The sequence below is a fragment of the Geofilum sp. OHC36d9 genome (genome assembly GCF_052400685.1).
In the GTDB taxonomy this organism is placed as follows: Bacteria; Bacteroidota; Bacteroidia; order Bacteroidales; family Marinilabiliaceae; genus CAZHHH01.
Map to the genome: position 1 here is coordinate 63,593 of NZ_JBQTGJ010000007.1, position 18,727 is coordinate 82,319.

Sequence of the window (18,727 nt, forward strand, 5' to 3'; positions counted from 1 at the left end):
ATCTTAACGCTTGCTGAACTGGAATCTCTTCCGTGCTTTCGGACGACCCGGTTTTTTACGTTCAACCACTCTGGAGTCGCGGGTCATAAAACCTTTGGCTCTTAAAGCTGATTTGTCGTCTGCATTAATTTTTACAAGTGCACGGGCAATGGCCAAACGTAATGCTTCAGCCTGACCTTTAGTTCCGCCACCATCCAGGTTGGCATTGATGTCGTAGTTACCGGCAACGCTCAACAATTCAAGAGGCTGCTTTACCACATATTGTAATATGGCTGCGGGGAAATATTGTTCCAGATCTCTTTTGTTGATAGTTATTTTGCCTTTACCTTCGCTTAAATAAACGCGGGCTACGGCCGCTTTTCTTCTTCCTATGGCATTAATTACTTCCATAACGATTATTTAATGGTGTTTAAATCAATCACCCTGGGTTTTTGAGCTTCTTGCTTATGCTCAGGGCCTGCATACACGTAAAGGTTTCTAAAGAGTTGATGTCCCAACTTGCTTTTTGGCAACATCCCTTTCACGGTTCTTTCAACCAGACGTTCGGGACTTTTGGCAAATAACATGGCGGGAGAAACTTCTCTTTGACCACCTGGATAACCGCTATGGTAGAAGAATACTCTGTCTTCCCATTTTTTGCCGGTCAATTTTACTTTGTCGGCATTGATAATTATTACATTGTCGCCACAATCCATGTTGGGCGTGTAATTTGGCTTATGCTTTCCTCTTAGGAGCTTGGCCACTTCAGAACCTAGTCGGCCCAACACTTTGTCGGTAGCGTCAACTACCAGCCATTCTTTTTGAATGGTTGCCGGGGTCGCCGATTCTGTTTTGTAACTTAATGTGTTCACAGTCTTTCTTTTTGAAATTAGACCTACAATAAAAATTAAAACAATTTGCCGGTGTTTTTAAACTGTTTCAGGTAAACACTCTTAGAGGGGCATAACCTCTTAGAATGGTGAACAATACGTTGAATAACAATTTATTTGCACCCTTTTTTCGGATAATAATCGGCCGCAAAAGTACGAATATATTTTATAACTGCCAATGGTTTAGATGAGAAAGTGGAACCTTGATTCTATTTTTAATTTTCTGCTTTTTGCGATATTTGGTGTTCTTTATTGAGATATAGTTTCGGTATTCAAATATTTACAATGGTATATCGATCGGCGTGAGGATAAAATCGGAATTATTGGTTTAAACGATTTATTTTCAGATGTTATCAAGTGTTTGTTCGTAAGGTCGGGAGTTTGATTATAAAGTTCAAAATCAAGGCTTGCGCAGCTCAAAAAATGTGAGTTTAATTCCGTAAATGATCATGTTTTAGAACTAGCGTTACGCAGAAGTTGGATATTATAGACAGACTGTATTTAGTCGGGCGTTTCATTTAAGAAATTTTGAAGAATGTTGTTGGCCATATTTGCGTCGGATTCGAGCACGAATAATTCGTATGACGATGGTGACCCTGCATAAAAACCGGCTGATGTTCCTGATTGAAAGTCGTTGCGAATCATTGCTTCAATATTGGCAGTTTCTAATTCGTCTTTGAGGTGTATTACCGATATTTCATCACCGGAAAATAGCTTTACGATTCCATCTTTATCAGTCATGATTTTTGGTTTATATGTACAGATATAAAGATAATATATTTTTGGAAATGAGTAGTTTTGTTTTTTCTATTTTATTTTCGACTTTGTGCTGTTTGCCGACACCACATTACAGATGTTGCCTTTTTAAAAATTAGTGTTACAGTTCTAACTTTTATTATGTTATGGTTGAAGATGGAGGAAGTCACGAAAAGTTTATGAGGATGGCCATTGCGTTGGCTGATGAGAACATAAAAAACGGCGGAGGACCTTTTGGTTCTGTGATTGTAAAGGATGGCAAGGTGGTTGGCCGCGGAGCTAATTGTGTTACCGGACTGAATGACCCGACGGCACATGCCGAGATCATGGCTATCAGGGAGTCTGCAGCTGCTTTAAGCAATTTTAATTTGTCCGATTGTGTTTTATATACCACCTGTGAGCCTTGTCCGATGTGTTTGGGGGCTATCTATTGGGCCCGCATACCAACTATTTATTATGGCAATACTAAAAATGATGCAGCGAAAATAGGGTTTGATGATCATTTTATTTATAAAGAACTGGAATTGCCGGTTCAGGAACGAAGCATTATTATGAAGCCATTATTGGGAGAGGAGGCAATTCATACATTTGAAGCATGGACGGTCTTGCCCGATAAAATAGAATATTGATATTTCTGTTGATGGTTATGCTAGGTTAAATAACAATAAGATTTTTTTATCCAAAAGTACGGTACGTCAAATGTGGAGAGGAAGTGCTTCTGCAAAAGAAACTTTGTTTCATGAGTGGTATCATGCAAGAGATTTCTACACTGGATATGCATCTTACTTACATAATAAAAACTCCAGTAACTATATCAATATGTTAGAATTTAGAGCCCATTCATTTAATTATTCAAGACTTGCAGCGCCAGCTCGTTTGACGCTTATGGAACATTATGCCAGACTTTATTGGGGATTGCCAGGACTATTTTAAGATACACGTATGAGATTAATTTTGAGTTTAATATTTATTTTTATTGCATCCATGATGCATGGACAAAACAAGCATATGGGTAAGTTAGAAATAATAAGTACCATTATTGTAAAGGAACAGAAGCATGATGCTGTTATGCTTCGGGTTCGTCTGTCCGGTTTTAATAATGTATTAGATACATTGTATTTTTATAAGTTTTTTCAGAATACTCCTTCTTTACCTTTTGTTTTTGACACTATTACATTAAATAAACATAAAGGAAGTTCTGTGGGTTTGAATTATTTAATTGAAAATGAATCTGGAGACATTGTTGAAGCTAAGGAGATTATGCAACCTTCATTTGTACACGTTAAAGATGAAATAGATAATACCGCTCGAAAAGAACAGGTAAATAAAAAATCATTAAAGGTGAAGAAGGTTAAAATAGATTCTGATAAATTTCATGCTTATCAATTATCAAAGCTAATGGTGTCAGATAATGATACTGTAGTTGATTTATATCCATTATTAAACTCTTACCATGATTTAGCCTCTGGAAAGTATAAAATATTTCTTTTTTACTCCTTTAATGATATTGTGTCAAAAGCCCCTCCAACATTGAGTTCTTGGGATAAGGACAAGCCGAAAGAAGCTCAGATTTTTAAAGGAGTTATCGTATCAAATAAAATAAGTTTAATAGTAAAATAGCAGAAAGCCTCGGTTCTACCGGAGCTTTTGCTTTATCTATTTTTCCAGAGTTCAGGATTTCTACTTGTATGCAATACAGCCGAAACAATTACGGTTTTATTTTTTTCATCAACTGTAAAATGAATCATAAACGGGAACACGTTTAAAACGGCAGTTCTTACGCTATTGTAACGAATATTTGAAGCTTTAGGGTTTTGTCTGATAAAATGGACATTCTCGCGTACTTCGGCCGTAAACCTTTTACCAAGTCCTTTTTGCTGTTTGTTGTACCATATGGCAGCTTCCCGGACATCTTCTTTTGCAAGAGGGAGTATTACAGCTTTATACATTACAACTCTTTTTCAATATCGTCTATTGCAGAATCAAAATCCATAGCAGAACCAGGATTTTGTTTGTAATCTTCAAGGCGTTTTAAAACCAAATCTTTATGCCACTCAGGAACGTTGATTTCTTCCTGTTCAATATCCTTGTATTTGTTTTTAAGGTCGTTCCATTCATTTATAGGAATGAATACGCCAGTTGTTTGTCCTTTGCTGTCTGAAATATATTGCAGGTTCATAATCTTAAATTTTATTGGTTTGAATACGCTTGTTGTGTTTTATAATCCCTGATAACGGAATCAATAATAGAGAATAGGTGTACTTTAAAATCAGGCTTCATATCCTGAATTTCTTGCAGCCTTTTTAGTGTTTGCTTATCGAATGAAGAATTAATGCCTTCCCCCACCAAATAATCCAAAGACACCCCGAAAGCATCCGCAATTTTTTTGGCAGCATCTACAGAAGGGATGGCAATGCCTCTTTCATATTTACTAATCATTTCACGAGATACACTACTTTGATTAGATAAATCGGTTTGCGACCAATTTCTTTCTTTTCTAAGGTTCGTTATAATAGCCGCTATTATTTTATTCATATAATCTTTTTTGAGTCTTATAATGCTGTGTAATTGCAAATATACGGAATTATCAGACGATATTGAAAATTGTAATTTTTGTTTTTCCATCACCTACGGCGTAGCCCGTCAGCGGGTGAAAAGCACCTTTGCCAATTCGGGAAATACCACGTTGACTAAATATTACCTGTCCATAAACTAAGTGTTTGAAATATAAAGTTCAAATACGAGGCTCGCGAAGTCATAAAAATCAAGGATTTTACTTTTCGTAAATGACTGTTTTTATGACAAGCATAACGAAGTAGTTGACTTTATAGACAAACACTAAATATTACCTTGGAAATTACGAAGAGGAACATCTGGCAGATGGAAAAATCAGAAAACTTCATTATATTCACGGAGGCAACGGCCAGGCTGCCATTTATGTGCAGAATAGGAATACCGAAAGTCTTTATTACACATACAATAATTAGTGCTTGCAAGAAAAGTCCGGTGTCAGATAAGAAAGCTTCATTTTTGAGGCTTGCGAAGCTTGAAAAATGTGAGTTTACTGATGTAAATGATCATTTTGAAAGCGAGCGTAACGAAAAAAATGGAGTTTTCTGGCTGACACCTGTTGGCAGTGACCGATGCATCGGGTACCGTAAAAGAACGGTATGCTTACGACCCCTGAGGCCTGCGAAAGAATCCGACCAACTGGTCGCAGTTGGACAGCCGGCCATCCTTTCTGTTCAGCCGTGGCTATACCCTGCACGAGCATCTGGATGGTTACGGGTTAATCAACATGAATGGGCGGGTTTATGATCCGTTGATGGGGCAGTTTTTGAGTCCTGACCCATATATTTAGTCGCCGGGCAGTTGGCTGAATTATAACAGGTATGGGTATTGTATGAATAACTCCCTAATCTATACTGACCCGAGTGGGGAGTTTATTTTTACGGCACTTGCGTTAATAATACCAGGCGGACAAGCTTTTTTACCAATGGCTATAGGCGCAGATATAGGAATGTGGAGTGGAGGAAGTGCAGCTAATGGTACTATGAATCCTTTTAAGTGGGATTACAGCTCTGGAAAAACCTGGGGATATATGGCAGGAGGAGCACTTGTTGGAGGTGCTTCTGGTGGATTTGCTGGCTCTATTGCAACATCAGGTATGCCAATGGCGAATACAGCAGCCATCATGGGTGGTTCTTTTATGAATTCTGTTGGAATGAATGTGGTGACAGGAGGGCAAACAGATGTTTCAATTGGCTTTGGTGTTGCTTCTTACAATATTACTCAAGGAGAATGGGGTTATTTAGGTAAGAAAGGAAACTCATTTATGCAAAACTTAGGTTATGGATTAGGGGCTTTTGCAAATTTATCTGATGCTTGGGCAATTGCTAAGGGTGCTTATGGAAATAATGTTGGCGAAGCTGATTTGGTTACAAAGAACGACCCAATTGGGCATTCGGAATTAAGAACTGTACCTGATGCAAAAGGAAATGCGGAAAATCTTATTTCTGTTGGTCCGGATTGGGATAGAGCAGTAAGAGGAGATAGTTTTTGGGATGCTCCTGGCTATAATGATTGGCCTACACATGCAAATGATGTGGGATTGGATGGGTTGACTGTTTCAAAAATTCGAATATCTAATATTCGTTTAGATAAAGTAAATCAGTATGTTAGTGGCAATCTAAAAATTTTTAGATATAGTGCATTGAATACTAATTGTGTTACATCTGTTTCAAATGCTCTATTGAAAGCAGGAGTACTTAACATGCCATTCTTACGTCATCCTTCATTACTTCAAATGCAAATGTTTGCAAGAAGGTATTCATACTTTTCTCCTTATATGACTAATCCGTAATTATATGAAGACAATATTGTATATGACCTTGTTTGGTTTGATTTTTAGCTCTTGTGGTAGCAGTAAAGTAGTTACTTATTTAAAAGACTGTGAAAAGACGAGAAATGAACAAAAGGAGACGTACTGTCTCACTTCTGTAGATAACCTAAAAACTAAACTACCAACTAATGATGTAGTATATTATTTAGGCACAGATAGTGAATACCATTATTTGAAATATCATTACAGAACAATGTTATTTTCATATGACAAAACTGCGAAATGGGCAGTAATGGGATTTAAAATTGAGAAGCAAGAATATGAACCTGCTGAACATATTGATTATAAGACAATGGCTATTAAAAAAGATAATTATCTTATAAAAGTCAAGGACTTATAAAATAAAAAAGCCCAATTGCACGGGCTTTTTTAATAATGTCCTTTAAGCGAATGCACGATAATTTTATCGTCAAACACTTCGTATACGATGCGGTGTTCTTTGTTTATCCTGCGAGACCAACAGCCAGTAAGATTATACTTTAGGGCTTCCGGCTTTCCAATACCTTCAAAAGGGCTTTGGGTAATAGCTTCAATGAGTTTGCGGATTTTCTTTAAAATGGAAGCGTTGCCGGATTTTTTCCAGTAATCTATATCTTCTTTGGCTTGCAGGGTATATTCTATTTCCATATATCGTCAAGGTCAATCTTAACGGTCTTACCTTCGGCAGCCTGTTTGCGGCTTTTTTTTATTTTATCCACAAACTCAGGGTCGTAAGGCGAATCTTTTGCAACCTCGAACTTAATCTTCAAAGCTTCGAAGAAAGCCTTGATAACGTTCATTTCATGTGCGTTCGATGGATGTACAATAATATCTTGTGTTTTCATAATACTGTCATTTTAAATTTAAGATGCTGCAATATTTTTAAGTTTTATTGATTTAATAAACCCGTCAATAACCGAAAGGATATGGCCTTTGTCGGTAGCCTCCATTTTTTCAATTTCGGAGAGACGTTTAAGCATCTCCGGGTTTTTAAATAAATCTTCCTGTTCAGTATCGCCAAGCAAGTAGCCAACAGTAGTGTTTAGAATCTTTGCAATTTTTTTAGCTGCATCAATAGAAGGTGTCATTTCATCACGTTCATACCTTCCGATAACCGATGTTGAAGTACTCAAAGCTTTTGCCAGTTCTGTTTGAGACATTTTAATTGCTTTCCGTAAAGCAGCTATTTTTTTACCAAAAGTATTCATAATAAAAACCTTTATCAGGGCTTAAAAAGCCCTTGTTCTTAGTTCTTTTGCAAATATATAAACCTTATAGGGGATAAAAAAGTTTAATATAGTTTTGTTAGTATTTGGTACTTCTGACTTGAATAAGAGCTAAAAATAAAATTTAACTTTTTTTTGTCATGGCAATAGGCGACATAAAACAAAGGCTTTCGATACTCACAGTTTTACAGCATTACAACCTCAAGTCCGACCGGAACCACCAAATAAAATGCCCTTTCCATGAGGACGATAAACCAAGCTTCCGTATTTATGCCGACACAAACACTTTCCATTAAAGTAAATTTGTAATTCGAACCCAATCATTCCAATTACCCCCGAAAACTTCATTATATTCACAGAGGCAACGGCCTGGCTGCCATTTATGTGCAGAATAGCAATACCGACACTCTTTATTACACATACAATAATTAGTGCTTGCAAGAAAAGAACGGTATGCTTACGACCCCTGGGGCCTGCGAAAGAATCCTACCAACTGGTCGCAGTTGGACAGCCGGCCATCCTTTTTGTTCAGCCGTGGCTATACCCTGCACGAGCATTTGGATGGTTATGGGTTAATCAACATGAATGGACGGGTTTATGATCCCCCTCATGGGGCAGTTTTTGAGTCCGGACTTCATTTTTAATCGTTCTTTTTATTATTTTATTTTCCTAAGCTTTCTGACTTTTGAAGCCCTTCGGCTACCTTGAATAATACCAGGAATAACAGTTTTGGAGACTTTAATTTTGTAGATGATAAGCCAATTCATGCAAACAGCTTTGCGGTATATTTTGGTTTTAGTTGGAATTTCTTCGCATTCCCGAAATGCTAAGGGGTTTTGTTCAATGCGGTCTATGACCTCAAATATTTTATTACCGACACAGATAGCGTTTAAAGTTGGTGTTTGATGTAAGCAATGTAGCCCGTAATAATATTAATATTTTGGAGGGCGTTTTCGGTTACTCTTAACGAGCCAGCTTTTGGAGCTTTTCCTTTTGTGTTGCCCATCGTTGTTTGGCTTCAGTTAAACTTACAGTAGGAGAATCTTCCGTGTACTCGACCCACTTTTTAAAATCTTGCTCGCTTATTGGTTCACCAGGCAAAGCATATGAATTTAAATCGGGTTCTTTTACAATCCGAATCAAATGTTTATGCTCTAAGTCCTGTAAAGCCTTTAAAGAGTTATTATTTGTAAGTTCTATTGTTACTGTTTGCATAAGATAGTTTTTTACATTGAATAAGCTTGCCTTGCTTTGGCATTCCTTGAAAAGTGACAATCAGAAAACAAAGCTTTTCAATATTGTTTTGGATCTGTTTGGTGCATGCTCGGGATAATAAAGTCACTTTATTTGAGTCAGATTAAATAGAACGAACGACTTCGTTACGCTCATACTTCTCTATAGTCAGGAGAGAAGCTTCTGTCGCTTTAGCCAATTTGGTTTGAGACTAATTTTCAGACAGTTTTTTCAGTATTCGATGGAATTCCTATGCAGGAATTCAAAAAGAGAGCTATTCGAGAGCAAATAGGCTAACGCCAATGATCTTCATTTGCGAGTATGCTATGCCATTTTGAAGCTTGTTTTCTACGCTTCAGCCAGTAATGCTCGCCGTGTAACCATACTCTTATTAGTTTTGTTCCAACGATCCGGGATTATCCGCAAATCATACGGGAAATAACATTGCATGGGCCTAAAACTTGCTATGTCGAACTTCGATTTGAAATTGGATACCGCATGTAATGGGATCTTATAAGAATGAAATAGAAAATATATGGTGAGAGTTTTACAAATATTACGGTGTATATCTTTTGTCGTCCTGGTTTTTCTTTGGTCTTGTGATAATTTAATTGAATACAGCCCCTACATGTCAAGTGTTGAATCATCGGATAGCGATTTAAATGCAAAGGCACTTGAAGTGATTCAGCATGAAGGCACAGAAGATTTTGCCCCCTTTTCAATAGGGCTTTTTGGGGATACCCACACTTATTACGACGATTTTGAAAAGCAGGTACGGTATTTTAACCGAAAGGACAGTCTTGATTTTGTTGTGCACATGGGTGATCTGACTTTAAGCGGTATATACAGGGAATTTATGTGGTTTCGGGATATTTCCGCCAAGTTGGATCATCCACTCATTACTTTAATTGGGAACCATGACTACCTGTCTAATGGGGAGTTTTTGTACAATGAAATGTTCGGATCCTTTAATTTCACCATGGTATATAACAATTGCCTTTTTGTTTTTTTTGATGATGTTATCTGGGAGAAGAATGTGGAGGATCCGGATTTTGATTGGTTAGAGGCAGTTTTAAAAGACAGCGAGGATTACAAGTATCGTTTTGTGTTTGCGCATATTCCTCCTTGGGATAGTTCCTTTAGCCGTGGTAACGAATACTATTTTAACCAGGTGATGGTTAAACACAATGTAGACTTGTCTTTGCACGGACACACGCACAATTTCTATTATGGTAAAAAATACTCGTCAGGGCCTTTTTATTTTACTTCTTCAAGTAGTGAAAAGAACGAAGTCTTTATTTTGGATGTGGATGAAGACGGGTTTGAGATTAGAACAGAAAATATTTAGTACTGTTGTTTATGAGGAATTGCCTGTTTTATATGTTTTTTTTGCTGCCACCTTCTTTGGTTATGGCGGGCGACAAGTCTTCGTCGTCGACGGATGGCGTAAGCTTGACTGGTTCTGCAAACCCAATGCTCTTGGTCATAAGGAAGGATACTCTTCATATTAAACGATCATGGTTTAAACCTGATTATTTTAAGGTGCAGTATGCTGGATTAATAGGTTTTATGTCAGTAGGTGCAGGTTATAATTTTTCACCGAGGTATGATGCCACTTTGTTTTACGGCCTCCTTTCTAGTGACCTGGGTGGAAGTTGTGTCACGGTACATACAGTGTCTTTGAAAAACAGTTGGGATTTATTTAAACCCGGGCTTCTGGGTAATATTACTCCTAAGGCTGGCGTGTCAATTAATTGGGGTAATACCAATAATACTTTTCGTCGACTGCCACCGCATTATCCTGAAAAATATTATTTTCAAAATAAGGTTCATCTTGCACCTTTTTGGGGGGCGGAATGGAAAATTAGCTTGCCTGCGGGGTGCACTTTTAAATCCATTGGTATATATGGAGAGATGAGTACTTTGGATGCATATATACTTGAGTTCTTTAGGACTAAGTATGTAACTATTGACAAAATATGGAATTTGTCTTTGGGTATTACGTTGTATTTGAAATAGTGGAAGTGATTGTAAATGGACCGTAAAATGACGGGATCATTTCTTTTCCTGTTAAATTATTTTTTTAGAGCGATACAATCATTTGACCCGGTAAAGAGGAATTTTTTTGGACATAATACCGGAGTAGGCGGACGTTCCATTATTCTGAAGTGTGCACAGCTGGTCATGGTACATGGTAAAAGGGAAGCTGAATAAACGGTGACTGACCGAAATACCTGTTTCATAGTAATAGCGGTTGGCGATGGTGTTTTTAATAATTATAGTCCACCCTCTTTTTTGATTCCCCATATTTTTATCTAAAATGCTATAAAGCTGAATTTTTGACTTATTTTTGTGGTTCTGATTAAATGAATGCAATCGTTCAACAGTCAGATTGTTTTTTTGAACAGATATAGAAAATAATATAACAGATTAAAAGAAAGGCTTTATGGCTCAGGAAGATGTGTTTAAGAAACTGGTAGCGCACTGTAAGGAGTATGGTTTCGTGTTTCAGAGCAGTGAGATTTACGATGGTTTGAGCGCTGTGTACGACTATGGTCAGTACGGTGTTGAGTTAAAAAATAACATCAAAAAATATTGGTGGGATTCAATGGTGTTGCTGCACGATAATGTGGTTGGCCTTGATTCGGCTATCTTTATGCACCCCACGGTATGGAAAGCTTCGGGTCATGTGGATGCCTTTAACGATCCGTTAATCGATAACAAGGATAGTAAGAAACGCTATCGGGCCGACGTGCTGATTGAGGATTTGATGGCTAAGTACGATGCCAAAATTAATAAAGAGGTGGAGAAGGCTGCCAAACGGTTTGGTGACAGCTTCGATGAGAAGATGTATCGTGAGACCAATCCGCGTGTCCTGGAACATCTTGCAAAGAAAGAAGAAATTCATCAGCGTTTTGTAAAGGCGCTTAACGATAACGATCTGAACGAATTGCGTCAGATTATTGTGGATTACGACGTGGTATGTCCGGTGTCAGGCACTAAAAACTGGACCGAAGTGCGACAGTTTAACCTCATGTTTTCAACCGATATGGGTTCTACTGCCGAAGGGGCCATGAAAATATTTCTGCGCCCCGAGACGGCTCAGGGTATTTTTGTGAATTTCCTGAACGTACAGAAAACAGGACGTATGAAGTTGCCCTTTGGAATTGCACAGATCGGAAAGGCTTTTCGTAACGAAATAGTGGCCCGTCAGTTTATCTTTCGCATGCGGGAGTTTGAACAGATGGAAATGCAATTTTTTGTGCAGCCGGGTGAAGAACTAAAATGGTTTGAGAAATGGAAGGCAACCCGTATGAAATGGCATAAAGCTCTGGGTATGGGTGACCAAAAATACCGTTTCCATGACCACGACAAACTGGCTCATTATGCCAATGCTGCTACAGATATTGAGTACGAAATGCCATTTGGTTTTAAAGAAGTGGAAGGGATTCATTCGCGCACTGACTTTGATTTGTCGCAGCACCAGAAGTATTCAGGCAAAAAAATTGCCTATTTCGATCCGGAACGTGGTGAAAGTTATGTGCCTTATGTTATTGAAACTTCCATTGGTGTGGACCGCATGTTTTTGAGTGTTATGGCGGGAGCCTATTGCGAAGATGTTGTGGAAGGTAAGAACGGTAGCCGTGAGTCGCGCGTGGTATTGAAATTACCGCCCGTTTTGGCGCCTGTGAAACTGGCTGTTTTGCCACTGGTGAAAAAAGATGGTCTGCCCGAAGTCGCCCGCGATATTGTGAACGACCTGAAGTTCCATTTTAACTGTCAGTACGATGAAAAAGATTCCATCGGAAAACGTTACCGTCGTCAGGATGCCATTGGTACGCCTTTCTGTATTACCATCGACCATCAGACCATGGAAGATAAAACAGTGACCATTCGTTATCGCGATACCATGGAGCAGCAACGTGTGAATATTGCAGACCTTAAAGGTCTTATTTCCGATAAGGTGAGCATGACGGAGTTGTTTAAGAAGATACAGGCTGAATAATTTCAGGATGAGGTGTTGTCTGGATATTTTTTCATGGAGCACATTCTTAATATTGCCTGTCCGTAAAATTCGGATTTTTCGATAGCGCAAGCATAACGCAGAGTCTGGACTATATGTTTTGATTTTGTATAAAAATAAAAAGACGTCCCCCGGGGCGTCTTTTTTAGTATTGCGTATCCTTTAATCTTTTCTGAAAGTCAAAATCAACACCTGATCCGGTAGCTTAATCCGATTTATTTGTCAGGAAATTTTTGTCGCAGATAGGAAAATCATCAATTATTCCACACCACATTTTTTTGTAGAATGATGACGTTGTCGCCGTTGTCATGAAGTATGGAAAATCCATATTTTTTGCAGATGTAGTTAAAAGTGTCTTTGTGGAAGAAAACGACATGGGTATTGTCACGAACATACCACCATGTTTTAAAGTCGGTGGTTTCGTCCCAACGCTGGGTCATAATGGTGAGCACCCCATCGGGAATAAGCAGGGAAGTGATGAGCCTTAGCTCGCGGGCCGGTTCAAAGAAATGTTCGAAGCTCTCGGTGGCAATAATAAACTCTTTGCGTTCGTCGGGTAACTCCGGGAAAAAGTAAGGATCATAGTTTTCACAGTCAAAACCGGCCTTTTGAATCATCGACGACAGAACCGGTGTTGGTCCGCAGCCAAAGTCCAGACCTGCCGCTCCTGCTCCAAGATGAGGGATTGTGGGTTTCAATGCTTTATCTAGAAAGTTGAGGTATCCATCTTCATCCTGCGAATTGTGATGTTGTGTGTATCGGTGTTTTTCTTCTTCGCTGGTGGGGTAAAAGGCCGTATCCTTAAAAATGAGTTGGCAATGGGGACACTGCCAAAATAAAATATCCTGAAGACCTTTAAACGATGTGGCTTCTGTGTTATTACAAAGCGGACAAGTCATGATGTCGTTATTTATTAATGGGCTGGTTGTTAATTTTATCCGCGCAAAAGTAGTAACAAATATTTTATGTGCAACGTCCTGTCTTGATTTACTTTGAAAAGAGTTACTGTTTGTTTATGTTAATTATTTAGTCTGTCAGCCACTCGTTCAACAGTGAGAAGTCCCTTTCTCACTTCCGAAAGTGTTTTGAAAAAGGTGTCGGAATATTCGTTAAAGGATTCTTTGTTATGATTCAGAAGTCCCAGCGAACTTTCCAGCTGTTGCATGGTGGTGGCAACTTTGTTGGTTTGTATTTTCGAGTCTTCCGATAATTTAATGATTTCGCTGGCAATCACTCTGAACCCGTTATTTCTGGAGTTTCCCAAATTGCTGTAACTCATCGAGGCCGCCTCGATGGAGGCATTCAGTCCGAGTATTTTAATCTTATCAGAAATTTCCTGTATGAAATGTGTCAGCGAAGCTGAATTAGCCAGCATCAGGTTGGCTTCTTCAACACTGCTCATCATTTTGGTGGTTTGGGCTACCAGCTGGCTTTGTTTTTCGTTCAGGAGGTTAATGCGTTGCGAAAGTTGGTCAATGGCTTGTAGTAATTCGTCGCTACTCTCTTTGCGTTTGCTGATGTCGGAGTCGATGGTGGCCAGATAGGTGAGTTCGCCCTGTTGGTTGAGGATGGGGGTAAGTGACGTGTGCGTCCAGATGGATTTGCCGGTTTTGGTGATGTTAAGGGCTTCATAAAAAACCGGTTTGTGCAATTTCTGACAGGTATACAGTCTTTCTTCAATGGCATCGCTGAAGCTGGTATCCCGTATGTTGGCGCCCAGTGCCTTTATAAACTCTTCGTATGTATACCCATACAATCGGGTAAAACCGTCGTTCACCCATTCAATGTTACCGTCGGCATCCATAATCATGATGGCATTTTCCGTTTGGGTGGCTACAATCGACAGGCGTTCCATTTCTTTTCTGCTTAGTGCAGACGTCTCCGTGGTCGTTTCCTTTAGTTGTACAGGCTCTTTTTCTGTATTGCTGATTTCCTGAACGGTATGGGCTTTTTTTTGTTTTTTGCGCCCTGTTAAATAGCCTAAAATAAAGCACAGTAAGGATGACGAAATGATGAAAAAGAACATGAGTTTAAGTAGATTTGTAGTTATTTTCCACAAAAATATTGTAAATTAAAACTTAAACTATGCTATATGGTTTTAAATTGCTCTTGTTAACAGTTTTTAAGAAAAAGAGTTTTCAGATGGGTGTATGAAAGACAAAACCCCGAATGTTAACATCCGGGGTTTCATTTTCGCTGAAAATGTGATTATTTTTTTTCTTTGTTACAACAAGCTTTTTTTTCGGCTTTGTCGCATTTTGCTTTTTTGGTTGAATCGCACTCAGATTTAGTTTTGTCGCATTTTGCTTTTTTATCAGCACACTCTTTTTTTTCCGGTTCCTGTGTCATCGTGCCGGCCATTACCGGTGCTGTTAATGCCAATGTAAAAACGAATAAAAATGCAATTGCTAATTTCTTTTTCATAATTCCGTTGATTTTAATGTTTAAATGATTTTTTGATTACTCTTTTACAAACTTAGAATGATTATGGATAAAAACAAGTTACTTTGAGGTTAATACGCGTTAATGTAATGTTAACGACATAAATAATAGGGTAAATGCGGCTAACTTTGGGCCTTTATGAAGCAGTTGTTTAAACGTGAAAGATACGGGTGGTTACCGGTGTTGACTTACATCGTTCTGGTGTTGTTAATGGTTATTCAGGTGGGATGGATTTTTAAGGCGGCCCGCCTGGAAGAACAAATTTTTAGTCACCGCGTGGAAATGGCTTTAAAGGCTGCCCGCGACGAAATAGGTGTGCGCATTCCACAGTGCAGTGACATGTCTGATTTTCTCTGTGGCCGACCTTGTCCTAGAGCTATTCATATTGCTAAAACAAGGGAAGTGGACAGTATTATCAATACCAATTTAAGGCTGTGGAACATCGAACTGCCTTATCAGTTTCAGCTGACGGATTCTTTTTTGCATCTTAATAAACACCGGACTTTTAATTCGCCGGCCTATCATCAAAATTTAAGTGGGTTGCTCGATCAGAGCGGGGTAATGATTGAAGTGGAATTTCCAACCCGTAATCAGTTTCTGGTAAGCCAGATATATGGCATCCTGGGCCTCTCTGTAATTTTTATTGTCTTTGTGATGTTTTCGTTTCTTATTATGATGCGATTACTTGGACGCGATAAGGCTTTGTTGGTTCACACAACCGATTTTATTAACAATATGGTTCATGAATTTCAAACGCCCATTGCCAATGTACGTTTTGCCAGCCAGTTGATCAACAAAAACTGTGCGGCCGGCGAAACCAACAAAACCAGCGAATATGCCGGCGTTATACTCGATGAAACGCTGCGGTTACAGCAACTGGTTGAGGAAATATTGCATGTGGGCCGGCCCGAAACCGACGATGAAATGACTGAGGGGGTGGATGTGCACGCTGCCATCAGACAGGCGGTGGAGCCTTTTCTTTACCGTGTGCAGGCGTCGGGTGGTAAACTGAGGCTCGGTTTAACGGCTCAACGTTATCTTATTCGTGGCGAATACGGACCCATGGTGCAGGTGGTATCCAACCTGATTGATAATGCGCTTAAATATGTTGACGATGTGCCTGTTATTATGGTCAATACGGTCAACAAAGATAACCGGTTGGTTGTTTCGGTTACAGACAATGGCATTGGTATTCACAAAAATGAACAAATGTCTGTTTTTGAAAAATACTATCGTGTTTCAACCGGCAATACACACAACGTAAAAGGGTTTGGACTGGGGCTTACCTATGTTAAGAAGGTGGTAACCCGGTTTGGCGGCTCGGTTGCGGTGGTGAGTCAGCCTGCTAAAGGAAGTACTTTTAGGGTGATATTGCCTTTAACGTAATTGGTTATGTACAACAAAAAGCGCGTTTTAGTGGTGGAAGATAACCCTAATATGGGCTTCCTTTTAAAGGAATACCTCGGCGACAACGGTTTTGAGGTGTTGCTTTGTGTCGATGGTGATAGTGGCTTGAGCAAATTTTTGGAACAGCCGGTTGATTTATGTCTCATTGATGTGATGTTACCGGGGATTGATGGTTTTACCCTGGCCGAGCGTATTCGTCAGGCCAACGCTTTGGTGCCTGTCATTTTTTTGACGGCCCGATCCATGAAAGAAGATAAAATTAAAGGATTTAACATCGGCGGCGACGATTATGTTACCAAACCTTTTGACGAAGAGGAGCTGCTGTGCCGCATTCATGCGGTACTGAACCGTTACGAATCACAACCGCCTGCCAGTGTGGATGAGGTTACTGCTTTCGAAATAGGACGTTACACCTTTGACGTGGAAAATCAGGCATTACTCATTAATAGTTCGACGAAACGACTGACCTATCGCGAAAGCGATGTGCTTAAACTATTGTGCCGCAATAAGGAAAAGGTGGTGCGTCGAAGCGATATTCTGACTTCTTTATGGGGAAACGACGATTACTTTAACGGACGTAGTCTCGATGTTTTTATAACGCGGTTACGTAAACATCTGTCGGGCGACCCCGACGTGAAAATTGAAACTGTCCCCAAAGTCGGATTCGTACTTACGGTGGGTAAGGTGTAATTTTTCAGCGGTTTGAAACCTTTTTTAGCTGTTTTAAAGGTGTGTTTCCGGCCTTTCGGAGGCACCCTCTGGAAGCCCCTGTTTATAGGTCTTCCGGAAGGGGCCAAAAAGGTACGGTCCTTTTACCCAAAAGATACGGTCCTTTTACCTAAAAGATACGGTCCTTTTTCCCAAAAGGTACGGTCCTTTTTCCTGAAAGGTTTTTAACCTTTATAAAAGAGAGTCGGTTTTATCATTCAAACGAATAAAATAAATTGATTCATTTTATCAATAGAAATGCTCTACCATCTTATTTTATTTTGAAGCGTTGGTTCGGCTTTAAGGTATTTTCCTTTGGGCATTTCGATGGTGATGGACATTTCCTGGTTTCTTATTTTTGAGCCCATGCGAAGGGTGAAACAAGGATCTATTTGAATCACCGAATCCGATTGTAACCAGAAAAACTCAATGTCGTTGGCATTCTTTTCGGCTTCGTCGGTATTGTGGCCCCTGGCTTCACGGGTTAAAGTGATGGCCATGCGATCGGCATCTTTTTTGAGGTAAATGGTCGGATTGCCTTCTGTAAATAATCTGCCATTGCTAATGTACGACTTCAGATGGTTGCCATATTCCAGTGTATTGTGTGTGTGCCGATAGGGCCATTCGTTGGTTTCAAGATACAGCGTGTCGCCACTGAATGGTTTGGGGGTAATGACTTCTTCCACCCGTGCGGTTTCTTTGAAGTCGCGGGCTATAGTTACGGTGGCATAAATGACCATTCCCAGACCCAGCAGCCAGAATATCAGGCCCAATGCGCCGATGGTTTTTCCGCCTTTCTGAAATTTGAACAGCAGATGTAACCCCAGATAAAAGAGCATCAGCAACGGAATGCCGGCCAAAAGAGCAGAACCTATCAACAGAATAAACGATTGCTGTGGTATCAGCAGGATGTCATTTAGTTGCTGCATCCAGTACAAATTGGGGAACACATCTATTACAAGAGGCGAGAAAAAGATGAGCATTGTGAGTGTTACCATTGCTGCAAATGTGGCAATTACGAGGAGTACGCCGGTTATGATGCCCAGCGCCCGCAGAAATGCATTGCCCGCATCTTTGCCTATGTTTATTTGCGAATTGGGATAGTTGGTTTTATAGGGTGGTTGGTCGCCGCCGAACATCTGACGGCGTTGCTCCATGGTTAATGCTTTGGGCATTACAATCCATAAAATAATATATGGAATCAGGAAAATACCCCAAATGCTACCAATGAGAAATATCAGACGAAAAATTAAGGGCTCAATTTTAAAGTAGGCGCCCAGTCCGCTACAGACACCTCCTAATACTCTATTGTATGGGTCGCGAAACAGTCGCTTTGAGATAGGTGGTGCCGGTTGGGGTGCCGAAGGGTTTTCCTTGGACTGGGAGTCGTTGTCCGGTTCACCTGTGCCAAAATCCGAAGGGACACCTATAATCCGAATGACATCTTCCACATCTTTTAGAGTGACCGATGCGTCGGGCTGACTGGCAACCGGCATAAATATTTCGGCAATTCTCGATTCAATATCCTGAAGGGTTTCTTTGGCCCCGTTCTCGGTTCCCAAAGCGGCCTCAACGTCTTTCAAATATTTTTGTAAGCGGTTGAATGCATCTTCTTCAATGCGAAAGGCAATGCCCGACAGGTTGATGTGTATGGTTTTTTTCATTTTGTTAGTTGTTCGGA

28 protein-coding genes are annotated in these 18,727 nt (G+C 39.7%); 12 read left to right on the forward strand and 16 right to left on the reverse strand.

Going from position 1 to position 18,727, the window contains the following annotated elements; translation table 11 throughout:
* Positions 1-3 precede the first annotated feature (3 nt).
* From rpsI to ACT3CD_RS09130, 3 genes are all read right to left on the reverse strand, one after another.
* A complete protein-coding gene (rpsI, locus tag ACT3CD_RS09120) occupies positions 4-390 on the reverse strand; it encodes a 30S ribosomal protein S9 (RefSeq protein WP_444645004.1) in 387 nt (128 codons plus the stop codon).
* A gap of 5 nt (positions 391-395) precedes the next feature.
* Positions 396-851, reverse strand: coding sequence for a 50S ribosomal protein L13 (gene rplM, locus ACT3CD_RS09125; RefSeq protein ID WP_444645006.1), 456 nt, complete (start codon positions 849-851; stop codon positions 396-398).
* 519 nt (positions 852-1,370) lie between these two features.
* The gene (locus ACT3CD_RS09130; protein ID WP_444645008.1) at positions 1,371-1,610 is read right to left on the reverse strand and encodes a putative signal transducing protein; all 240 of its coding nucleotides are present in this window, start codon (positions 1,608-1,610) and stop codon (positions 1,371-1,373) included.
* Between the two features lie 161 nt (positions 1,611-1,771).
* On the opposite strand from ACT3CD_RS09130, the gene ACT3CD_RS09135 reads away from it, so the two are divergent.
* Both ACT3CD_RS09135 and ACT3CD_RS09140 read left to right on the forward strand, forming a co-directional pair.
* Entirely contained in the window at positions 1,772-2,254 is a 483-nt protein-coding gene (locus ACT3CD_RS09135) for a nucleoside deaminase (RefSeq protein WP_444645010.1), read from the forward strand.
* Between the two features lie 313 nt (positions 2,255-2,567).
* A complete protein-coding gene (locus ACT3CD_RS09140; RefSeq protein WP_444645012.1) occupies positions 2,568-3,245 on the forward strand; it encodes a hypothetical protein in 678 nt (225 codons plus the stop codon).
* 32 nt (positions 3,246-3,277) lie between these two features.
* Here the strand turns inward: ACT3CD_RS09140 and ACT3CD_RS09145 are convergent, their stop codons facing one another.
* Genes ACT3CD_RS09145 through ACT3CD_RS09155 form a run of 3 tightly spaced genes read right to left on the reverse strand, consistent with a single transcriptional unit; the run spans position 3,278 to position 4,160 of the window.
* Positions 3,278-3,574, reverse strand: coding sequence for a type II toxin-antitoxin system RelE/ParE family toxin (locus ACT3CD_RS09145; RefSeq protein ID WP_444645014.1), 297 nt, complete (start codon positions 3,572-3,574; stop codon positions 3,278-3,280).
* Positions 3,574-3,804, reverse strand: coding sequence for a hypothetical protein (locus ACT3CD_RS09150; protein ID WP_444645016.1), 231 nt, complete (start codon positions 3,802-3,804; stop codon positions 3,574-3,576). The genes ACT3CD_RS09145 and ACT3CD_RS09150 overlap by 1 nt, the downstream gene beginning before the upstream one ends.
* 11 nt (positions 3,805-3,815) lie before the next feature.
* A complete protein-coding gene (locus ACT3CD_RS09155; protein ID WP_444645018.1) occupies positions 3,816-4,160 on the reverse strand; it encodes a helix-turn-helix domain-containing protein in 345 nt (114 codons plus the stop codon).
* A gap of 345 nt (positions 4,161-4,505) precedes the next feature.
* Between ACT3CD_RS09155 and ACT3CD_RS09160 the strand changes: the two genes are divergently transcribed.
* The 3 genes from ACT3CD_RS09160 (at position 4,506) to ACT3CD_RS09170 (ending at position 6,367) form a co-directional block, all read left to right on the forward strand.
* Positions 4,506-4,943, forward strand: coding sequence for a hypothetical protein (locus ACT3CD_RS09160; RefSeq protein ID WP_444645020.1), 438 nt, complete (start codon positions 4,506-4,508; stop codon positions 4,941-4,943).
* Positions 4,944-5,028: 85 nt separating this feature from the next.
* Positions 5,029-5,988: a hypothetical protein gene (locus tag ACT3CD_RS09165; RefSeq protein ID WP_444645022.1), complete on the forward strand. Its 960-nt coding sequence runs from the start codon at positions 5,029-5,031 to the stop codon at positions 5,986-5,988.
* Between the two features lie 4 nt (positions 5,989-5,992).
* Positions 5,993-6,367, forward strand: coding sequence for a hypothetical protein (locus tag ACT3CD_RS09170; protein ID WP_444645024.1), 375 nt, complete (start codon positions 5,993-5,995; stop codon positions 6,365-6,367).
* A gap of 29 nt (positions 6,368-6,396) precedes the next feature.
* Here ACT3CD_RS09170 and ACT3CD_RS09175 read toward each other — a convergent pair whose 3' ends face one another.
* The 3 genes from ACT3CD_RS09175 to ACT3CD_RS09185 are packed head-to-tail and all read right to left on the reverse strand — an operon-like array spanning position 6,397 to position 7,214.
* A complete protein-coding gene (locus tag ACT3CD_RS09175) occupies positions 6,397-6,654 on the reverse strand; it encodes a Txe/YoeB family addiction module toxin (RefSeq protein ID WP_444645025.1) in 258 nt (85 codons plus the stop codon).
* Positions 6,645-6,851, reverse strand: coding sequence for a DUF2683 family protein (locus ACT3CD_RS09180; protein WP_444645027.1), 207 nt, complete (start codon positions 6,849-6,851; stop codon positions 6,645-6,647). The genes ACT3CD_RS09175 and ACT3CD_RS09180 overlap by 10 nt, the downstream gene beginning before the upstream one ends.
* An 18-nt stretch (positions 6,852-6,869) precedes the next feature.
* Positions 6,870-7,214, reverse strand: coding sequence for a helix-turn-helix domain-containing protein (locus ACT3CD_RS09185; protein WP_444645029.1), 345 nt, complete (start codon positions 7,212-7,214; stop codon positions 6,870-6,872).
* A 158-nt stretch (positions 7,215-7,372) separates the two neighbouring features.
* Here ACT3CD_RS09185 and ACT3CD_RS09190 point away from each other — a divergent pair, with 158 nt between their 5' ends.
* Complete coding sequence (locus ACT3CD_RS09190; protein WP_444645031.1) at positions 7,373-7,528, forward strand: CHC2 zinc finger domain-containing protein; 156 nt, start codon at positions 7,373-7,375, stop codon at positions 7,526-7,528.
* 135 nt (positions 7,529-7,663) lie between these two features.
* Positions 7,664-7,876, forward strand: coding sequence for a hypothetical protein (locus ACT3CD_RS09195; RefSeq protein WP_444645033.1), 213 nt, complete (start codon positions 7,664-7,666; stop codon positions 7,874-7,876).
* A 12-nt stretch (positions 7,877-7,888) separates the two neighbouring features.
* Here ACT3CD_RS09195 and ACT3CD_RS09200 read toward each other — a convergent pair whose 3' ends face one another.
* Together ACT3CD_RS09200 and ACT3CD_RS09205 are read right to left on the reverse strand one after the other, a co-directional pair.
* Positions 7,889-8,116 carry a type II toxin-antitoxin system RelE/ParE family toxin gene (locus ACT3CD_RS09200; RefSeq protein ID WP_444645200.1) on the reverse strand — a complete coding sequence of 76 codons (228 nt, stop codon included), beginning with the start codon at positions 8,114-8,116 and terminating at the stop codon, positions 7,889-7,891.
* Positions 8,117-8,195: 79 nt separating this feature from the next.
* A complete protein-coding gene (locus ACT3CD_RS09205) occupies positions 8,196-8,447 on the reverse strand; it encodes a hypothetical protein (RefSeq protein WP_444645034.1) in 252 nt (83 codons plus the stop codon).
* A 646-nt stretch (positions 8,448-9,093) separates the two neighbouring features.
* Between ACT3CD_RS09205 and ACT3CD_RS09210 the strand changes: the two genes are divergently transcribed.
* Both ACT3CD_RS09210 and ACT3CD_RS09215 read left to right on the forward strand, forming a co-directional pair.
* Positions 9,094-9,813, forward strand: a complete 720-nt coding sequence (locus tag ACT3CD_RS09210) for a metallophosphoesterase family protein (protein WP_444645036.1) — start codon at positions 9,094-9,096, stop codon at positions 9,811-9,813.
* An 11-nt stretch (positions 9,814-9,824) separates the two neighbouring features.
* On the forward strand, positions 9,825-10,484 hold the full coding sequence (locus ACT3CD_RS09215; protein ID WP_444645037.1) for a hypothetical protein: 660 nt from the start codon (positions 9,825-9,827) through the stop codon (positions 10,482-10,484).
* A 78-nt stretch (positions 10,485-10,562) separates the two neighbouring features.
* On the opposite strand, the gene ACT3CD_RS09220 is transcribed toward ACT3CD_RS09215, so the two are convergent.
* The gene (locus ACT3CD_RS09220; protein ID WP_444645039.1) at positions 10,563-10,772 is read right to left on the reverse strand and encodes a hypothetical protein; all 210 of its coding nucleotides are present in this window, start codon (positions 10,770-10,772) and stop codon (positions 10,563-10,565) included.
* A 139-nt stretch (positions 10,773-10,911) separates the two neighbouring features.
* Here ACT3CD_RS09220 and ACT3CD_RS09225 point away from each other — a divergent pair, with 139 nt between their 5' ends.
* Complete coding sequence (locus ACT3CD_RS09225; RefSeq protein ID WP_444645041.1) at positions 10,912-12,471, forward strand: glycine--tRNA ligase; 1,560 nt, start codon at positions 10,912-10,914, stop codon at positions 12,469-12,471.
* 272 nt (positions 12,472-12,743) lie between these two features.
* Here the strand turns inward: ACT3CD_RS09225 and ACT3CD_RS09230 are convergent, their stop codons facing one another.
* The 3 genes from ACT3CD_RS09230 to ACT3CD_RS09240 all read right to left on the reverse strand — a co-directional run bounded on the left by ACT3CD_RS09230 (position 12,744) and on the right by ACT3CD_RS09240 (position 14,913).
* Positions 12,744-13,388 carry a class I SAM-dependent methyltransferase gene (locus tag ACT3CD_RS09230; protein WP_444645043.1) on the reverse strand — a complete coding sequence of 215 codons (645 nt, stop codon included), beginning with the start codon at positions 13,386-13,388 and terminating at the stop codon, positions 12,744-12,746.
* A gap of 119 nt (positions 13,389-13,507) precedes the next feature.
* On the reverse strand, positions 13,508-14,515 hold the full coding sequence (locus ACT3CD_RS09235) for a methyl-accepting chemotaxis protein (protein ID WP_444645045.1): 1,008 nt from the start codon (positions 14,513-14,515) through the stop codon (positions 13,508-13,510).
* A gap of 182 nt (positions 14,516-14,697) precedes the next feature.
* A complete protein-coding gene (locus tag ACT3CD_RS09240; protein ID WP_444645047.1) occupies positions 14,698-14,913 on the reverse strand; it encodes a hypothetical protein in 216 nt (71 codons plus the stop codon).
* 156 nt (positions 14,914-15,069) lie between these two features.
* Between ACT3CD_RS09240 and ACT3CD_RS09245 the strand changes: the two genes are divergently transcribed.
* Both ACT3CD_RS09245 and ACT3CD_RS09250 read left to right on the forward strand, forming a co-directional pair.
* The gene (locus ACT3CD_RS09245) at positions 15,070-16,317 is read left to right on the forward strand and encodes a sensor histidine kinase (protein WP_444645049.1); all 1,248 of its coding nucleotides are present in this window, start codon (positions 15,070-15,072) and stop codon (positions 16,315-16,317) included.
* A 6-nt stretch (positions 16,318-16,323) separates the two neighbouring features.
* Positions 16,324-17,028: a response regulator transcription factor gene (locus ACT3CD_RS09250; protein WP_444645051.1), complete on the forward strand. Its 705-nt coding sequence runs from the start codon at positions 16,324-16,326 to the stop codon at positions 17,026-17,028.
* A gap of 281 nt (positions 17,029-17,309) precedes the next feature.
* On the opposite strand, the gene ACT3CD_RS09255 is transcribed toward ACT3CD_RS09250, so the two are convergent.
* A complete protein-coding gene (locus ACT3CD_RS09255) occupies positions 17,310-18,710 on the reverse strand; it encodes a PspC domain-containing protein (RefSeq protein ID WP_444645053.1) in 1,401 nt (466 codons plus the stop codon).
* Positions 18,711-18,727: the final 17 nt, after the last annotated feature.

Coding starts and splice junctions, on each gene's coding strand:
- ACT3CD_RS09240 (WP_444645047.1), bottom strand. CDS start 14,913: ATGAAAAAGAAATTAGCAATTGCATTTTTATTCGTTTTTACATTGGCA.
- ACT3CD_RS09210 (WP_444645036.1), top strand. CDS start 9,094: ATGTCAAGTGTTGAATCATCGGATAGCGATTTAAATGCAAAGGCACTT.
- ACT3CD_RS09225 (WP_444645041.1), top strand. CDS start 10,912: ATGGCTCAGGAAGATGTGTTTAAGAAACTGGTAGCGCACTGTAAGGAG.
- ACT3CD_RS09180 (WP_444645027.1), bottom strand. CDS start 6,851: ATGAAAACACAAGATATTATTGTACATCCATCGAACGCACATGAAATG.
- ACT3CD_RS09220 (WP_444645039.1), bottom strand. CDS start 10,772: ATGGGGAATCAAAAAAGAGGGTGGACTATAATTATTAAAAACACCATC.
- ACT3CD_RS09130 (WP_444645008.1), bottom strand. CDS start 1,610: ATGACTGATAAAGATGGAATCGTAAAGCTATTTTCCGGTGATGAAATA.
- ACT3CD_RS09155 (WP_444645018.1), bottom strand. CDS start 4,160: ATGAATAAAATAATAGCGGCTATTATAACGAACCTTAGAAAAGAAAGA.
- ACT3CD_RS09140 (WP_444645012.1), top strand. CDS start 2,568: ATGAGATTAATTTTGAGTTTAATATTTATTTTTATTGCATCCATGATG.
- ACT3CD_RS09165 (WP_444645022.1), top strand. CDS start 5,029: ATGAATAACTCCCTAATCTATACTGACCCGAGTGGGGAGTTTATTTTT.
- ACT3CD_RS09190 (WP_444645031.1), top strand. CDS start 7,373: ATGGCAATAGGCGACATAAAACAAAGGCTTTCGATACTCACAGTTTTA.
- ACT3CD_RS09235 (WP_444645045.1), bottom strand. CDS start 14,515: ATGTTCTTTTTCATCATTTCGTCATCCTTACTGTGCTTTATTTTAGGC.
- ACT3CD_RS09205 (WP_444645034.1), bottom strand. CDS start 8,447: ATGCAAACAGTAACAATAGAACTTACAAATAATAACTCTTTAAAGGCT.
- ACT3CD_RS09135 (WP_444645010.1), top strand. CDS start 1,772: ATGGTTGAAGATGGAGGAAGTCACGAAAAGTTTATGAGGATGGCCATT.
- ACT3CD_RS09245 (WP_444645049.1), top strand. CDS start 15,070: ATGAAGCAGTTGTTTAAACGTGAAAGATACGGGTGGTTACCGGTGTTG.
- ACT3CD_RS09175 (WP_444645025.1), bottom strand. CDS start 6,654: ATGGAAATAGAATATACCCTGCAAGCCAAAGAAGATATAGATTACTGG.
- ACT3CD_RS09215 (WP_444645037.1), top strand. CDS start 9,825: ATGAGGAATTGCCTGTTTTATATGTTTTTTTTGCTGCCACCTTCTTTG.
- ACT3CD_RS09170 (WP_444645024.1), top strand. CDS start 5,993: ATGAAGACAATATTGTATATGACCTTGTTTGGTTTGATTTTTAGCTCT.
- ACT3CD_RS09145 (WP_444645014.1), bottom strand. CDS start 3,574: ATGTATAAAGCTGTAATACTCCCTCTTGCAAAAGAAGATGTCCGGGAA.
- ACT3CD_RS09255 (WP_444645053.1), bottom strand. CDS start 18,710: ATGAAAAAAACCATACACATCAACCTGTCGGGCATTGCCTTTCGCATT.
- ACT3CD_RS09250 (WP_444645051.1), top strand. CDS start 16,324: ATGTACAACAAAAAGCGCGTTTTAGTGGTGGAAGATAACCCTAATATG.
- ACT3CD_RS09185 (WP_444645029.1), bottom strand. CDS start 7,214: ATGAATACTTTTGGTAAAAAAATAGCTGCTTTACGGAAAGCAATTAAA.
- rpsI (WP_444645004.1), bottom strand. CDS start 390: ATGGAAGTAATTAATGCCATAGGAAGAAGAAAAGCGGCCGTAGCCCGC.
- ACT3CD_RS09230 (WP_444645043.1), bottom strand. CDS start 13,388: ATGACTTGTCCGCTTTGTAATAACACAGAAGCCACATCGTTTAAAGGT.
- ACT3CD_RS09160 (WP_444645020.1), top strand. CDS start 4,506: ATGGAAAAATCAGAAAACTTCATTATATTCACGGAGGCAACGGCCAGG.
- ACT3CD_RS09150 (WP_444645016.1), bottom strand. CDS start 3,804: ATGAACCTGCAATATATTTCAGACAGCAAAGGACAAACAACTGGCGTA.